Genomic DNA, 15,401 nt, shown 5'->3' with positions numbered 1-15,401 from the left:
TTTTGTATGTTTTCAGACAAACGCAGGGAATATCGATGAAACTCACCGCTCAGGGCTCTACGCTGGATCTCTCCCATCCTCACGTAATGGGGATTTTAAACGTCACGCCGGACTCTTTTTCCGATGGTGGCCAGCACAACTCATTAATTGAAGCGGTGAAACATGCCAATGCCATGCTAAACGCCGGCGCGACCATTATTGATGTTGGCGGTGAGTCTACGCGCCCGGGGGCGGCAGAGGTTAGCGTTGATGAAGAGCTGTCGCGTGTTGTGCCGGTCGTGGAGGCTTTGGCTCAGCGTTTTGAAGTGTGGATCTCGGTAGACACCTCGAAAGCAGAGGTCATTCGTGAGTCGGCACGTGTAGGAGCGCACCTCATCAATGATATTCGCGCTTTACAAGAGCCAGGGGCATTAGCCGCGGCGGCGGAGACCGGCCTACCGGTTTGCCTGATGCATATGCAGGGAGAGCCTAAAAATATGCAGCAGTCGCCTCAGTACGCGGATCTTTTTACGGACGTGAATCGCTTTTTTATTGAGCAAATTGCGCGCTGTGAAACGGCCGGAATCTCAAAAGAAAAATTGTTGCTCGACCCGGGCTTTGGTTTCGGTAAAAATCTCACCCACAATTATCAGTTACTGGCCCGGCTTTCGGAATTCCATCACTACGGAATGCCGCTACTGGTGGGAATGTCCCGCAAGTCCATGGTGGGTCAGTTACTTAACGTTGGGCCCGATCAGCGGCTAAGTGGCAGCCTGGCCTGCGCGGTGATTGCTGCAATGCAAGGGGCACATATTCTCCGCGTTCATGACGTGAAAGAGACGGTAGAAGCCATGCGCGTGGTTGAGGCCACGCTTTCAGCAAAGGAAAAAAAACGTTATGAGTAACCGTAAATATTTTGGCACCGATGGTATTCGTGGTCGCGTAGGAGATACACCGATCACGCCTGATTTCGTTTTAAAATTAGGCTGGGCTGCGGGTAAGGTACTGGCGCGTCACGGGTCACGTAAAATCATCATCGGTAAAGATACGCGTATCTCCGGCTACATGCTGGAATCCGCACTGGAAGCAGGTCTTGCCGCAGCCGGGCTGTCGGCTTCTTTTACCGGGCCAATGCCAACGCCTGCGGTTGCCTATTTGACCCGTACATTCCGGGCAGAAGCCGGAATTGTTATCTCTGCCTCCCATAATCCGTTCTACGACAACGGCATCAAATTCTTCTCTATTGACGGCACCAAACTGCCGGATGAAGTTGAAGAGGCCATTGAAGCGGAGATGGAAAAAGAGATCACCTGTGTGGACTCGGCAGAATTGGGTAAAGCCAGCCGCATTGTTGATGCAGCAGGGCGCTATATCGAATTCTGTAAAGGTACCTTCCCGAACGAATTAAGCCTCAATGGGCTGAAGATCGTCGTGGACTGCGCCAACGGCGCGACATACCACATCGCCCCAAATGTACTGCGTGAGCTGGGTGCAAAAGTCATCGCTATTGGCTGTGAGCCTGATGGGGTGAATATTAATGAGAAATGCGGTGCGACGGACGTGCGCATGCTGCAAGAGCGCGTGCTGGCTGAAAAGGCCGATCTGGGCATCGCGTTTGACGGTGACGGTGACCGTGTGATCATGGTGGACAACCTGGGCCACAAGGTTGATGGCGACCAGATCCTTTACATCATTGCCCGCGAAGGGTTACGCCAGGGGCAGCTGAAAGGCGGTGCTGTCGGTACTCTGATGAGCAACATGGGGCTGGAAGTGGCGCTGAAACAGCTGGGCATTCCGTTTGCTCGCGCTAAAGTAGGCGACCGTTATGTACTTGAGAAGCTACAGGAAAAGGGCTGGCGCATTGGAGCAGAAAACTCCGGGCACGTCATTCTTCTGGACCAAACGACCACGGGCGACGGTATTGTCGCAGGTCTGCAAGTCCTCACCGCGATGGTTCGTAACCATATGAGCCTCCACGATCTGTGCAGCGGCATGAAGCTGTTCCCACAAATTTTGGTTAATGTTCGCTTTACCGCTGGCAGCGGTGACCCGCTGGAAAATGAAGAAGTAAAACGAGTCACTGCTGAGATTGAAGAAGCCCTTGGTAACCGTGGGCGCGTGCTGCTGCGCAAATCTGGAACAGAGCCACTGATTCGCGTTATGGTTGAAGGCGAAGATGAAGGGCAGGTTACGGCATTTGCACACCGTATCGCTGATGCGGTGAAGGCGGTTTAAGCTTTACCTTGTCGCAAACTGATTGAAAAGGCGGCGTTTGCCGCCTGTTAATCGTTTAAATACTGACTGTTTGCTGTTTTTTTCCGCAGTCAGCGCGTTGTTAATAAATTGCCCTTGCGCACCCGTCTTGCTTTGGTTAGTATTCTCACCCGCTTCAGTGGGTAATGACAAACGTGCCCGCTTTACTGGTTTGAAGCAATTGGCGTGCGGTAATACCGCAAGGAACAGGTTAATTATGTACGAAGCTCTTTTGGTTGTTTTCCTTATTGTAGCGTTAGGCCTTGTAGGTCTTATTATGCTGCAGCAAGGTAAAGGCGCTGATATGGGAGCCTCCTTCGGAGCAGGCGCTTCCGCTACGTTATTCGGTTCAAGTGGTTCTGGTAACTTCATGACCCGTATGACCGGTGTGCTCGCAACGTTATTCTTTATCCTGAGCCTTGTCCTGGGTAACCTGAGCACCAATAAAACCAGCAAAGGAAGCGAGTGGGAAAATTTAAGTCAGCCAGCACAAACTGAGCAGACTGCGCCAGCGGCACCTACCAAGCCGAGCAGCGATATCCCGCAGTAAGTTTGTCAGCTTCAATGCGGTAACATGAAGGTTACCGTGTTCAAAGAGTGCCGAGGTGGTGGAATTGGTAGACACGCTACCTTGAGGTGGTAGTGCCCGATTGGGCTTACGGGTTCAAGTCCCGTCCTCGGTACCAAATCCTAGCAATTCTTGCATTTAGTGCAATACTGGCGTAGTATTTGCCACGTTTTCGGACGCGGGGTGGAGCAGCCTGGTAGCTCGTCGGGCTCATAACCCGAAGGTCGTCGGTTCAAATCCGGCCCCCGCAACCACTTTCCCTGAGAGTTGTTTTTCAAATATACTGTGAACACCAGTCGGTGCCTTCGCGAAGAATTTAGAAAAAAATTCTCCTGGACGGTGTCCGGGCCGCTGTTGCGGCATACAGGGTTCAGTTATATAAAGCCCCGATTTATCGGGGTTTTTTGTTATCTGACTTTAGAATAACTGGGCTATATGCCCTTTTTTTATGTCTTGGGGGTGGGCTTGTCCACATTAGAGCAAAAATTAACAGAGATGATTTCAGCACCGGTCGAAGCACTGGGCTATGAACTTGTAGGCATCGAATTCGTTCGAGGTCGCACGTCTACGCTGCGCATCTATATTGATAGTGAAGATGGCATCAATGTTGATGATTGTGCTGATGTCAGTCACCAGGTTAGTGCGGTCCTGGACGTAGAAGACCCCATCACTGTGGCGTATAACCTGGAAGTGTCCTCACCTGGCCTCGATCGCCCGATGTTCACTGCAGAACACTACGTTCGCTTTAATGGCGAAGAAGTGAGCATTGTATTGCGTATGGCCGTGCAAAACCGTCGCAAATGGCAGGGTATTATTAAAGCCGTAGACGGTGAGATGATCACGGTAACGGTCGAAGGAAAAGACGAAGTGTTCGCGCTGAGCAACATCCAGAAAGCGAACCTGGTACCCCACTTTTAATAGTTTGGATTGAGGTGAAAACCCAGGATGAACAAAGAAATTTTGGCTGTTGTTGAAGCAGTTTCCAACGAAAAATCGCTGCCGCGTGAGAAAATTTTCGAAGCGCTGGAAAGTGCGCTGGCAACGGCGACCAAGAAAAAATACGAGCAAGAAATTGACGTGCGCGTTGAAATCGACCGCAAAAGCGGTGATTTCGATACCTTCCGCCGTTGGGTTATCGTTGAAGAGGTGACCCAACCGACGCGTGAAATCACGTTGGAAGCGGCTCAGTTCGAAGATCCGGCCTTCACGGTTGGTGAATACGTTGAAGATCAGATTGAATCCGTGACCTTTGACCGTATCACCACCCAAACCGCCAAGCAGGTTATCGTGCAGAAAGTTCGCGAAGCCGAGCGTGCGATGGTGGTCGATCAGTTCCGTGAGCACGAAGGTGAGATTATCACCGGCGTGGTGAAAAAAGTTAACCGTGACAACATCGCTCTGGATCTCGGCAGCAATGCTGAAGCCGTGATTCTGCGTGAAGATATGCTGCCGCGCGAAAACTTCCGTCCGGGCGACCGCATTCGCGGCGTGCTGTACGCAGTACGTCCTGAAGCTCGCGGTGCGCAACTGTTCGTTAGTCGCTCCAAACCTGAAATGCTGATCGAACTGTTCCGCATTGAAGTGCCGGAAATCGGTGAAGAAGTTATCGAGATTAAAGCCGCTGCACGCGATCCTGGCTCTCGCGCCAAAATCGCTGTGAAAACTAACGACAAGCGTATCGACCCGGTCGGGGCATGCGTTGGTATGCGTGGTGCACGCGTTCAGGCGGTTTCTACAGAGTTAGGCGGTGAGCGTATTGATATCGTGCTGTGGGACGACAACCCGGCGCAGTTTGTTATCAACGCAATGGCACCGGCTGACGTAGCATCCATCGTTGTCGACGAAGACAAACATACGATGGATATCGCGGTAGAGGCAGGCAACCTGGCACAGGCCATCGGCCGTAACGGTCAGAACGTTCGCCTGGCATCACAGCTGAGCGGCTGGGAACTCAACGTCATGACCGTTGATGACCTGCAGGCTAAACATCAGGCTGAAGCGCATGCGGCTATTGATACCTTTACCAAGTACCTCGACATTGACGAGGATTTTGCCACCGTGTTGGTCGAAGAAGGTTTCTCCACGCTTGAAGAGTTGGCCTATGTGCCAATGAAAGAGCTGCTGGAAATCGACGGCCTTGATGAAGACACCGTGGAAGCATTACGCGATCGCGCTAAAAACGCGCTCACCACACTGGCTCTGGCACAAGAAGAGAGCCTTGGCGATAAGAAACCAGCCGAGGATCTGCTGAACCTCGAAGGGATGGATCGCACGCTGGCCTTTAAACTGGCTGCTCGTGGTGTTAGCTCGCTGGAAGACCTTGCCGAGCAAGGTGTTGACGACCTGTCTGATATCGAAGGTTTAACGGATGAGAAAGCCGGTGAACTGATTATGGCAGCGCGTAACATTTGCTGGTTTGGCGGCGAAGCGTAATAAACTGTAGCAGGAAGGAACAGCATGACAGATGTAACCGTAAAAGCGCTGGCCGCAGAGATTCAGACCTCCGTGGACCGCCTGGTACAGCAATTTGCTGATGCAGGGATCCCGAAGTCTGCTGATGACTCCGTTTCGGCGCAAGAGAAACAAACGCTGCTGGCCCACCTGAACCGTGAACATGGCTCAGGCCCAGACAAGTTGACTTTACAGCGCAAAACGCGCAGTACTTTAAACATTCCAGGTACCGGTGGGAAAAGTAAATCGGTACAAATCGAAGTCCGCAAGAAGCGCACCTTTGTGAAACGTGATCCGCAAGAGGCTGAACGCCTTGCCGCGGAAGAACAGGCGCAGCGTGAAGCGGAAGAGCAAGCCCAGCGTGAGGCAGAGGAAACTGCCAAACGTGCGGCACAAGAAAAAGCTAAGCGTGATGCTGAAGAACAAGCTAAGCGCGAAGCCGCTGATAAAGCGAAACGTGAAGCTGCGGAAAAAGACAAAGTGAGCAATCAACAAACTGACGATATGACGAAAACTGCCCAGGCCGATAAAGCCCGCCGTGAAGCTGAAGCTGCAGAGCTGAAGCGCAAAGCGGAAGAAGAAGCTCGTCGCAAACTCGAAGAAGAAGCACGTCGCGTAGCGGAAGAAGCCCGTAAAATGGCTGAAGCTAACGCAGGCGTGTGGGCCGAACAAGAGAAAGTGGAAGACGACAAGTCTGACTACCATGTCACCACTTCTCAGCATGCCCGCCAGGCTGAAGACGAAAACGACCGTGAAGTAGAAGGCGGGCGTGGTCGCGCTCGTACTACAACGGCTAAAGCTCCTCGCCAGAAAAAGGCAGGCGGCAAACACGGCGAATCTAAAGCTGACCGTGAAGAGGCTCGTGCAGCCGTTCGCGGTGGTAAAGGCAAGCGTAAGCCAAGCAGCCTGCAGCAGGGCTTCACCAAGCCTGCACAGGCGGTTAACCGTGATGTTGTGATCGGTGAAACCGTTACCGTTGCTGAACTGGCTAACAAAATGGCTGTTAAAGGCTCTCAGGTCATCAAAGCGATGATGAAACTGGGCACAATGGCAACCATTAACCAGGTCATCGATCAGGAAACCGCCCAGCTGGTTGCTGAGGAAATGGGTCACAAGGTTATCCTGCGTCGTGAAAACGAGCTGGAAGAGGCGGTAATGAGCGACCGTGATACCGGCGCTGCAACCGAAACTCGTGCTCCGGTTGTGACCATCATGGGCCACGTTGACCACGGTAAAACCTCCCTGCTGGACTACATTCGTTCTACTAAGGTTGCCTCCGGTGAAGCGGGTGGTATTACCCAGCACATCGGTGCTTACCACGTAGAAACTGACAACGGCATGGTGACCTTCCTGGATACCCCGGGTCACGCAGCGTTTACTTCCATGCGTGCTCGTGGTGCTCAGGCGACGGATATCGTTGTTCTGGTTGTTGCGGCTGACGATGGCGTGATGCCACAAACTATCGAAGCTATCCAGCACGCGAAAGCGGCGCAGGTACCGGTAGTAGTCGCAGTGAACAAAATCGATAAACCAGAAGCAGACCCGGATCGCGTTAAGCAGGAACTGTCCCAGTACGGCATCATGCCGGAAGAGTGGGGCGGCGAAAGCCAGTTCATCCACGTTTCTGCTAAAGCCGGTACCGGTATCGACGACCTGCTGGACGCTATCCTGCTGCAGGCTGAAGTTCTGGAACTGAAAGCCGTACGTAAAGGCATGGCAAGCGGCGTGGTTATCGAATCCTTCCTGGATAAAGGTCGCGGTCCGGTTGCTACCGTTCTGGTGCGTGAAGGTACCCTGAACAAGGGCGATATCGTACTGTGTGGCTTCGAGTATGGCCGCGTGCGTGCGATGCGTGACGAGATGGGCCGTGAAGTGACCGAAGCGGGTCCTTCTATCCCTGTTGAGATCCTTGGCCTGTCCGGCGTACCTGCCGCGGGTGACGAAGTGACCGTTGTTCGTGACGAGAAGAAAGCCCGTGAAGTTGCTCTGTATCGTCAGGGTAAATTCCGCGAAGTGAAACTGGCTCGTCAGCAGAAATCCAAACTGGAAAACATGTTCGCCAACATGACTGAAGGCGAAGTGTCCGAAGTGAACATCGTGCTGAAAGCCGACGTTCAGGGTTCTGTGGAAGCGATCAGCGACTCCCTGCTGAAACTGTCTACCGATGAAGTTAAAGTTAAAATCATCGGTTCCGGCGTGGGCGGGATCACCGAGACTGACGCTACGCTGGCAGCAGCATCCAACGCCATCCTGGTAGGCTTCAACGTCCGTGCCGACGCTTCTGCGCGCCGCGTGATTGAAGCGGAAAGCCTGGATCTGCGCTACTACTCCGTCATCTATCATCTGATTGATGAAGTAAAAGCGGCGATGAGCGGCATGCTGTCTCCTGAGCTGAAACAGCAGATCCTCGGCCTGGCCGAAGTTCGCGATGTGTTTAAATCACCGAAGTTTGGTGCCATCGCAGGTTGTATGGTCACCGAGGGTGTGGTCAAACGTCATAACCCAATCCGCGTACTGCGCGACAACGTAGTTATCTATGAAGGCGAGCTGGAATCCCTGCGTCGCTTTAAAGATGATGCTAACGAAGTCCGTAACGGTATGGAATGTGGTATCGGCGTTAAGAACTACAACGACGTGCGCGTGGGCGATATGATCGAAGTCTTCGAAATTATCGAGATCAAGCGTACCATCTCCTGATAGCTATACCGCATCAACTATCTTAGGGGGGCCGTGTGCCCCCCGTTTTGTCTGGAGAAATTATTATGGCGAAAGAATTTGGTCGCTCGCAGCGCGTTTCTCAGGAATTGCAGAAAGAAATTGCCATTATCCTGCAGCGTGAAATTAAAGACCCGCGTCTGGGTATGATGACCACCGTCTCCGGTGTTGAAATCTCCCGTGACCTGGCCTATGCCAAAGTTTTCGTAACGTTCCTGAACGATAAAGACGAAGAAGCCATCAAAGAAGGCATCAAAGTTCTGCAGGACGCGTCTGGCTATATCCGCACTTTGGTTGGTAAGGCAATGCGTTTGCGCATCGTGCCGGAGCTGACCTTCTTCTACGATAACTCGCTGGTTGAAGGGATGCGCATGTCTAACCTGGTTTCCAATGTCATCCGTCATGATGACGAGCGTCGCGTGAATACGGACGACAGCAAGGAGGATTGATGAGTCGTCCTCGTCGTCGTGGTCGTGATATTCATGGTGTACTGTTGCTGGACAAGCCTCAGGGGCTCTCTTCCAACGATGCACTACAAAAAGTAAAGCGCCTTTATAACGCGAATCGCGCGGGCCATACCGGTGCGCTGGATCCGCTGGCGACCGGGATGTTGCCAATCTGCCTCGGTGAAGCAACGAAGTTCTCCCAATATCTGCTGGACTCCGACAAGCGTTATCGCGTGATTGCTAAACTTGGGCAGCGTACCGACACTTCTGATGCCGACGGCATTGTCGTTCAGGAACGCCCGGTTAACTTTAGCGCCGGACAGCTTGCTGCCGCGCTGGAGACTTTCCGCGGGGACACCGAGCAGGTTCCATCGATGTATTCTGCGCTCAAGCATCAGGGCAAGCCCCTGTACGAATATGCGCGCGCGGGTATTGAGGTTGAACGTGAAGCTCGCCCAATCACGGTGTATGAACTGCTGTTTATTCGCCATGAAGGGGATGAACTGGAGCTGGAGGTTCACTGTTCTAAGGGAACGTACATCCGTACGATCGTTGACGATCTCGGTGAAAAACTTGGCTGCGGCGCGCATGTTATTTTCCTGCATCGCCTGGCGGTAAGTAAATATCCGATTGAGCGCATGGTCACTCTGGAACAGCTTAATGAGCTGGTCGAGCAGGCACACCGGCAGGAGGTCGAGCCTGCAGAACTGTTGGATCCGCTGCTGATGCCAATGGACAGCCCCGCCTCAGATTTCCCGCTGGTGAACTTGCTGCCAGAGGTTGCCGTTTATTTTAAAAACGGCAATCCGGTACGCGCTGCGGGTGTTCAGGCTGAAGGCCTGGTGCGCGTTACCGAAGGCGAAGAGCAGAAATTTATCGGTATGGGGATAATCGATGACGAGGGCCGGGTTGCTCCGCGCCGTCTGGTCGTCGAATATCCCGTCTGACTTTTGCCGCTATCTTGCGGTAAAAGAGCGCTACAGGTAAAATAGCGCGGCTTAACGACTGGCCGATTGTTTAACAACGGGTTCAGTCGTGCACTGGGGTTGCTGAATTAGAGATCGGCACCCTGTTTATTTATCTATAATGTTGGAGTTGAAAATGTCTCTAAGCGTTGAAGCTAAAGCTAAAATCGTTTCCGAGTTTGGTCGTGGTACTAACGACAGCGGTTCTACCGAAGTTCAGGTTGCACTGCTGACTGCACAGATTAACCACCTGCAGGGTCACTTTGCAGAGCACAAAAAAGATCACCACAGCCGTCGTGGTCTGCTGCGTATGGTTTCTCAGCGTCGTAAACTGCTCGACTACCTGAAGCGTAAAGATGTAGCACGTTACACCAGCCTGATCGAGCGTCTGGGTCTGCGTCGCTAGTTCTTGCGAGTTTCAGAAAAAGGGGCCTGTAAGGGCCCCTTTTTTCAACCAGACGGCAGCAATTCTATGGAAACTAATGTATTGTTGCTGAGTGTGATCTTTATTGCAGAGGTTCGCGCGGCTAATGAGAGGCTTTACCCGTAGGGACGGGTTAGGGTTGTCATTAGTCGCGAGGATGTGATGAAGATCTGGTACCAACGGCGGCGCGTGAAGCCACGTGCTGCCCGTCATTTTAAAGGATCTTATCTTGCTAAATCCGATCGTTCGTAAATTCCAGTATGGTCAGCATACGGTCACGCTTGAGACCGGCATGATGGCTCGCCAGGCTACCGCTGCTGTGATGGTAAGCATGGATGACACCGCGGTATTCGTTACCGTTGTGGGCCAGAAAAAAGCCAAACCAGGCCAGGACTTCTTCCCGCTGACCGTTAACTACCAGGAGCGTACCTACGCTGCTGGCCGTATCCCAGGTAGCTTCTTCCGTCGTGAAGGCCGTCCAAGCGAAGGCGAAACCCTGATCGCGCGTCTGATTGACCGCCCGGTTCGCCCGCTGTTCCCGGAAGGTTTCGTCAACGAAGTGCAGGTTATTGCGACCGTTGTTTCCGTAAACCCACAGGTACACCCTGATATCGTTGCCATGATTGGCGCATCTGCTGCGCTGAGCCTGTCCGGTATTCCGTTCAACGGCCCAATCGGTTCCGCTCGCGTGGGTTACATCAATGACCAGTATGTGCTGAACCCGACCGCTGAAGAGCTGAAAACCAGCAAGCTGGACCTGGTTGTTGCCGGTACCGAAAGCGCAGTACTGATGGTTGAATCCGAAGCTGAACTGCTGAGCGAAGACCAGATGCTGGGCGCCGTAGTCTTCGGTCACGATCAGCAGCAGATTGTTATCAAGGAAATCAACGCACTGGTTGCTGAAGCTGGCAAACCGCGCTGGGACTGGCAGCCAGAAGCAGTAAACGAAGCGCTGAACGCTCGCGTTGCTGCACTGGCAGAATCCCGCCTGAGCGATGCTTACCGCATCACTGAGAAACAACAACGTTATGCTCAGGTTGACGTCATCAAAGCGGACGTTATTGCAACCCTGACCGCAGAAGACGAATCTCTGGATGCTGGCGAACTGTCTGACATTTTGCACGCTATCGAGAAAAACGTTGTTCGTAGCCGTATTCTGGCAGGCGAACTGCGCATCGATGGCCGTGAAAAAGACATGATTCGTGGTCTGGACGTGCGTACTGGCGTTCTGCCGCGTACTCACGGTTCTGCGCTGTTCACCCGTGGCGAAACTCAGGCGCTGGTTACCGCGACTCTGGGTACCGCACGTGATGCGCAGAATCTGGATGAGCTGATGGGCGAGCGTACTGACAGCTTCCTGTTCCACTACAACTTCCCTCCGTACTCCGTGGGTGAGACCGGGATGGTGGGTTCGCCTAAGCGTCGTGAAATTGGTCACGGTCGTCTGGCGAAACGTGGTGTGCTGGCCGTTATGCCAGAAGCTGATAAATTCCCGTACACCGTTCGTGTGGTTTCTGAAATCACTGAATCTAACGGTTCTTCTTCCATGGCTTCCGTGTGTGGTGCTTCTCTGGCACTGATGGACGCTGGTGTGCCGATCAAAGCCGCCGTGGCGGGTATCGCGATGGGCCTGGTGAAAGAAGGCGACAACTTTGTTGTTCTGTCCGATATTCTGGGTGACGAAGATCACCTGGGCGATATGGACTTTAAAGTTGCCGGTAGCCGCGAAGGTATCTCTGCGCTGCAGATGGATATCAAAATCGAAGGCATCACCCGCGAAATCATGCAGGAGGCTCTGAACCAGGCTAAGGGTGCGCGTCTGCACATTCTGGGCGTGATGGAACAGGCTATTGATGCACCGCGTGGCGACATTTCTGAATTTGCTCCACGTATTCACACCATCAAAATCAACCCAGACAAGATCAAAGACGTGATCGGTAAGGGCGGGGCTGTGATTCGTGCGCTGACCGAAGAAACCGGCACCACAATCGAAATCGAAGATGACGGTACCGTGAAAATCGCAGCGACCGACGGTGATAAAGCGAAACACGCTATCCGCCGTATCGAAGAGATCACCGCTGAAATCGAAGTGGGCCGTATCTATAACGGTAAGGTCACTCGTATCGTTGATTTCGGTGCGTTTGTTGCCATCGGTGGTGGTAAAGAAGGTCTGGTTCACATCTCTCAAATCGCTGACAAGCGCGTAGAGAAAGTGACTGATTACCTGCAGATGGGTCAGGAAGTTCCGGTGAAAGTACTGGAAGTTGACCGTCAGGGCCGCGTCCGTTTAAGCATTAAAGAAGCAACCGAGCAGTCTCCAGCAGAAGATGCAGCACCGGCTGCGCCAGAAGCTGAGTAAGGTTTGCCAATTAAGCTCTCCATGGTGACATGGAGAGCTGTTTGTTACGGGACAGGATGTCTCGTTTGCAGCCGGGGGACAGGACGTTCATCCATTTGTTGTGTTCGGGAGTAGGAAATGAAGCCTTTTTTGCGCTGGTGTTTCGTTGCGACAGCTATCACGCTGGCCGGATGCAGCAACTCTGCCTGGCGTAAGAACGAAGTATTAGCGGTGCCACTGCAGCCTACGCTGCAACAGGAAGTGATTCTGGCACGCATGGAACAAATACTTGCCAGTCGGGCTTTAACCGATGACGAACGCGCACAGCTTTTATATGAGCGCGGAGTGTTGTATGATAGTCTCGGTCTGAGGGCTTTGGCGCGGAATGATTTTTCACAAGCGCTGGCCATCCGTCCCGATATGCCTGAAGTATTCAATTACTTAGGCATTTATTTAACGCAGGCAGGCAATTTTGATGCTGCCTATGAAGCGTTTGATTCTGTACTTGAGCTTGATCCAACTTACAACTACGCGCACTTAAATCGCGGTATCGCCCTCTATTACGGTGGCCGTTATCGTTTAGCGCAAGATGATCTGCTGGCGTTTTATCAAGACGATCCCAACGATCCTTTCCGTAGCCTGTGGCTCTATATTGCTGAACGCAATCTGGACGAAAAACAGGCCAAAGTGGCGCTACAACAGCGTCTCGAGAAATCGGATAAAGAACAATGGGGATGGAACATTGTCGAGTTCTACCTGGGCAACATTAGCGAAAAAGAGCTAATGGAACGCCTCAAGGCGGACGCAACGGATAACACCTCGCTCGCTGAGCATCTCAGTGAAACCAACTTCTATTTAGGTAAGTACTACCTAAGTCTGGGGGATAAGGACAGCGCTAAGGCACTGTTCAAGTTAGCGGTTGCTAACAACGTACACAACTACGTTGAGCATCGTTATGCATTGTTGGAATTAGCGCTCTTGGGCCAGGAGCAAGATGACCTGGCAGAATCGGACCAGCAATAGCTGACGAACAACGATCGTCCCATACACTTTTTAACTAAAGTCATCACCTTCGCGGGTGAGGGCGTTTTTGTTCGTTAATCAATCAAATTTGAGCCGGTTCACACTTTTCAATGAAAATTGCAGATCAATTTCACGATGAGTTACGTAGACTGGCCGCCATCAATGAGGCACATGTACTACATGACTGATATCATCGAAACCACTTTTTCTGATCTGGGGCTGCATGCCTCCATCATTCAGGCTCTTAACGACCTGGGCTACGAAAAGCCATCACCAATCCAGGCAGAGTGTATCCCACATCTGCTGAATGGCCGTGACGTTCTGGGTATGGCCCAGACCGGTAGCGGTAAAACTGCAGCGTTCTCCCTGCCGCTGCTGAACAACCTCGATCCTGAGCTGAAAGCACCGCAGATTCTGGTGCTGGCGCCGACCCGCGAACTGGCGGTTCAGGTTGCTGAAGCCATGACGGATTTCTCTAAACATATGCACGGTGTGAACGTTGTTGCCCTTTACGGCGGCCAGCGTTATGACGTGCAGCTGCGCGCTCTGCGTCAGGGACCACAGATTGTTGTCGGTACCCCAGGGCGTCTGCTTGACCACCTGAAGCGCGGTACGCTGAACCTGTCCGGCCTGAAAGGTCTGGTACTGGATGAAGCGGATGAGATGCTGCGTATGGGCTTCATCGAAGACGTTGAAACCATCATGGCGCAGATCCCGGCTGAACATCAGACCGCGCTGTTCTCCGCTACCATGCCGGAAGCTATCCGTCGCATTACCCGTCGCTTCATGAAAGATCCTCAGGAAGTGCGCATTCAGTCCAGCGTCACCACTCGTCCTGACATCAGCCAGAGCTTCTGGTCTGTTTACGGCATGCGCAAAAACGAAGCACTGGTTCGTTTCCTGGAAGCGGAAGACTTTGATGCAGCTATCATCTTCGTGCGCACCAAAAACGCGACCCTGGAAGTGGCTGAAGCGCTGGAGCGCAGCGGTTATAACAGCGCCGCGCTGAACGGTGACATGAACCAGGCGCTGCGTGAGCAGACCCTGGAGCGCCTGAAAGATGGTCGTCTGGACATCCTGATCGCGACCGACGTTGCGGCCCGTGGCCTGGACGTTGAGCGTATCAGCCTGGTTGTTAACTACGACATCCCGATGGACTCCGAGTCTTACGTTCACCGTATCGGTCGTACCGGTCGTGCTGGTCGTGCTGGTCGTGCGCTGCTGTTCGTTGAGAACCGTGAACGCCGTCTGCTGCGCAACATCGAGCGCACCATGAAGCTGACTATCCCTGAAGTAGAGCTGCCAAACGCAGATCTGCTGGGCGAACGTCGTCTGGCTAAATTCGCCGCTAAAGTCCAGCAGCAGCTGGAAAGCAGCGATCTGGATCAGTACCGTGGTCTGCTGGCAAAAATTCAGCCTTCTGCTGAAGAAGAGCTGGATATCGAAACGCTGGCTGCAGCCCTGCTGAAAATGGCTCAGGGTGAGCGCCCACTGATTCTGCCGCCAGATGCACCAATGCGCCCACGTCGCGAATTCAAAGAGCGTGACGATCGTTTCGAACGTCGCGGCGACCGTAATGACCGTGGCCCTCGTGGCGACCGTCCAGAGCGCGGTGGTGAAGATCGTCCACGTCGCGAGCGTCGCGATGCAGGCGATATGGAACTGTACCGTATTGAAGTGGGCCGTGATGATGGCGTTGAAGTTCGTCACATCGTTGGCGCTATCGCTAACGAAGGTGATATCAGCAGCCGTTACATCGGTAACATCAAGCTGTTCGGGACCCACTCCACCATCGAGCTGCCGAAAGGCATGCCGGGTGAGGTTCTGCAGCACTTTACCCGCACGCGTATTCTGAACAAGCCGATGAATATGCAGCTGCTGGGTGATGCGCAGCCTCGTCCAGAGCGCAGCGGTGAACGCCGTGGCGGTCCTGGCCGTGAAGGTGGTCGTGGTTTCGGCGGCGAACGTCGTGAAGGCGGTCGTGGTCCACGTCGTGAAGGCGCCGGTGCCGGGGCTGGCCGTAGCTTCAGCGGTGAGCGCCGTGAAGGTGGCCGTGGCCCGCGTCGTGAAGACGGTGCCGCAACCGCACGTCGTCGCTTCGGTGATGCATAATTGACCTATAATCTGCCGTATTATTTTTAAACGGCAGTGATAAAAGCCCCGGTTATCGCAATCGGGGCTTTTTTTTATCCCTTTTGTACTCATGTACTGGTACAATGAACCACATAAGACAATTTCG

13 protein-coding genes and 2 tRNA genes are annotated in these 15,401 nt (G+C 53.1%); all 15 read left to right on the top strand.

All coding sequences use genetic code 11. The annotated features are described in order from the left end of the window. Window positions 1-35 precede the first annotated feature (35 nt). The 15 genes from folP to VGM55_RS03110 all read left to right on the top strand — a co-directional run bounded on the left by folP (window position 36) and on the right by VGM55_RS03110 (window position 15,274). The gene (gene folP / locus VGM55_RS03180) at window positions 36-884 is read left to right on the top strand and encodes a dihydropteroate synthase (RefSeq protein ID WP_331634568.1); all 849 of its coding nucleotides are present in this window, start codon (window positions 36-38) and stop codon (window positions 882-884) included. Further along, window positions 877-2,214, top strand: coding sequence for a phosphoglucosamine mutase (glmM, locus tag VGM55_RS03175; RefSeq protein WP_154188394.1), 1,338 nt, complete (start codon window positions 877-879; stop codon window positions 2,212-2,214). Before folP ends, glmM begins: the two co-directional genes overlap by 8 nt. 235 nt (window positions 2,215-2,449) lie before the next feature. Next, window positions 2,450-2,782, top strand: a complete 333-nt coding sequence (gene secG / locus VGM55_RS03170; protein ID WP_038478508.1) for a preprotein translocase subunit SecG — start codon at window positions 2,450-2,452, stop codon at window positions 2,780-2,782. Window positions 2,783-2,831: 49 nt separating this feature from the next. Then, window positions 2,832-2,918 (top strand) — tRNA-Leu (locus VGM55_RS03165). Between the two features lie 59 nt (window positions 2,919-2,977). Further along, window positions 2,978-3,054 (top strand) — tRNA-Met (locus tag VGM55_RS03160). Between the two features lie 211 nt (window positions 3,055-3,265). Continuing rightward, on the top strand, window positions 3,266-3,718 hold the full coding sequence (gene rimP, locus VGM55_RS03155; RefSeq protein WP_071844451.1) for a ribosome maturation factor RimP: 453 nt from the start codon (window positions 3,266-3,268) through the stop codon (window positions 3,716-3,718). Window positions 3,719-3,745: 27 nt separating this feature from the next. Beyond that, window positions 3,746-5,233 (top strand): transcription termination factor NusA, encoded by a 1,488-nt coding sequence (gene nusA / locus VGM55_RS03150; RefSeq protein WP_038478514.1) that lies wholly within the window; start codon window positions 3,746-3,748, stop codon window positions 5,231-5,233. Window positions 5,234-5,257: 24 nt separating this feature from the next. Further along, window positions 5,258-7,948, top strand: coding sequence for a translation initiation factor IF-2 (gene infB, locus VGM55_RS03145; protein WP_331634567.1), 2,691 nt, complete (start codon window positions 5,258-5,260; stop codon window positions 7,946-7,948). 65 nt (window positions 7,949-8,013) lie between these two features. Next, entirely contained in the window at window positions 8,014-8,415 is a 402-nt protein-coding gene (gene rbfA, locus VGM55_RS03140; RefSeq protein ID WP_038478520.1) for a 30S ribosome-binding factor RbfA, read from the top strand. Next, window positions 8,415-9,359 carry a tRNA pseudouridine(55) synthase TruB gene (gene truB / locus VGM55_RS03135; RefSeq protein WP_331634566.1) on the top strand — a complete coding sequence of 315 codons (945 nt, stop codon included), beginning with the start codon at window positions 8,415-8,417 and terminating at the stop codon, window positions 9,357-9,359. The genes rbfA and truB overlap by 1 nt, the downstream gene beginning before the upstream one ends. A 154-nt stretch (window positions 9,360-9,513) precedes the next feature. Then, the gene (rpsO, locus tag VGM55_RS03130; RefSeq protein WP_002434239.1) at window positions 9,514-9,783 is read left to right on the top strand and encodes a 30S ribosomal protein S15; all 270 of its coding nucleotides are present in this window, start codon (window positions 9,514-9,516) and stop codon (window positions 9,781-9,783) included. Window positions 9,784-10,030: 247 nt separating this feature from the next. Next, window positions 10,031-12,160, top strand: coding sequence for a polyribonucleotide nucleotidyltransferase (gene pnp / locus VGM55_RS03125; RefSeq protein WP_154188397.1), 2,130 nt, complete (start codon window positions 10,031-10,033; stop codon window positions 12,158-12,160). A 117-nt stretch (window positions 12,161-12,277) separates the two neighbouring features. Further along, on the top strand, window positions 12,278-13,162 hold the full coding sequence (nlpI, locus tag VGM55_RS03120; RefSeq protein WP_154188398.1) for a lipoprotein NlpI: 885 nt from the start codon (window positions 12,278-12,280) through the stop codon (window positions 13,160-13,162). A gap of 110 nt (window positions 13,163-13,272) precedes the next feature. Next, window positions 13,273-13,350, top strand: a complete 78-nt coding sequence (gene yrbN, locus VGM55_RS03115; protein WP_099458804.1) for a protein YrbN — start codon at window positions 13,273-13,275, stop codon at window positions 13,348-13,350. Then, window positions 13,343-15,274, top strand: a complete 1,932-nt coding sequence (locus VGM55_RS03110; protein WP_331634596.1) for a DEAD/DEAH family ATP-dependent RNA helicase — start codon at window positions 13,343-13,345, stop codon at window positions 15,272-15,274. The genes yrbN and VGM55_RS03110 overlap by 8 nt, the downstream gene beginning before the upstream one ends. Window positions 15,275-15,401 lie beyond the last annotated feature (127 nt).

It is taken from the genome of Cedecea sp. (genome assembly GCF_036500665.1).
Lineage (GTDB): Bacteria > Pseudomonadota > Gammaproteobacteria > Enterobacterales > Enterobacteriaceae > Cedecea.
Note: the sequence above shows the minus strand (reverse complement) of the source record. Positions and strands in the feature narration are given on the sequence as shown.

Excerpts from the sequence above, each read along its gene's own strand:
- yrbN (WP_099458804.1), top strand. The coding sequence starts at position 13,273 with ATGAAAATTGCAGATCAATTTCACGATGAGTTACGTAGACTGGCCGCC.
- secG (WP_038478508.1), top strand. The coding sequence starts at position 2,450 with ATGTACGAAGCTCTTTTGGTTGTTTTCCTTATTGTAGCGTTAGGCCTT.
- VGM55_RS03110 (WP_331634596.1), top strand. The coding sequence starts at position 13,343 with ATGACTGATATCATCGAAACCACTTTTTCTGATCTGGGGCTGCATGCC.
- nlpI (WP_154188398.1), top strand. The coding sequence starts at position 12,278 with ATGAAGCCTTTTTTGCGCTGGTGTTTCGTTGCGACAGCTATCACGCTG.
- folP (WP_331634568.1), top strand. The coding sequence starts at position 36 with ATGAAACTCACCGCTCAGGGCTCTACGCTGGATCTCTCCCATCCTCAC.
- rbfA (WP_038478520.1), top strand. The coding sequence starts at position 8,014 with ATGGCGAAAGAATTTGGTCGCTCGCAGCGCGTTTCTCAGGAATTGCAG.
- truB (WP_331634566.1), top strand. The coding sequence starts at position 8,415 with ATGAGTCGTCCTCGTCGTCGTGGTCGTGATATTCATGGTGTACTGTTG.
- nusA (WP_038478514.1), top strand. The coding sequence starts at position 3,746 with ATGAACAAAGAAATTTTGGCTGTTGTTGAAGCAGTTTCCAACGAAAAA.
- infB (WP_331634567.1), top strand. The coding sequence starts at position 5,258 with ATGACAGATGTAACCGTAAAAGCGCTGGCCGCAGAGATTCAGACCTCC.
- glmM (WP_154188394.1), top strand. The coding sequence starts at position 877 with ATGAGTAACCGTAAATATTTTGGCACCGATGGTATTCGTGGTCGCGTA.
- rpsO (WP_002434239.1), top strand. The coding sequence starts at position 9,514 with ATGTCTCTAAGCGTTGAAGCTAAAGCTAAAATCGTTTCCGAGTTTGGT.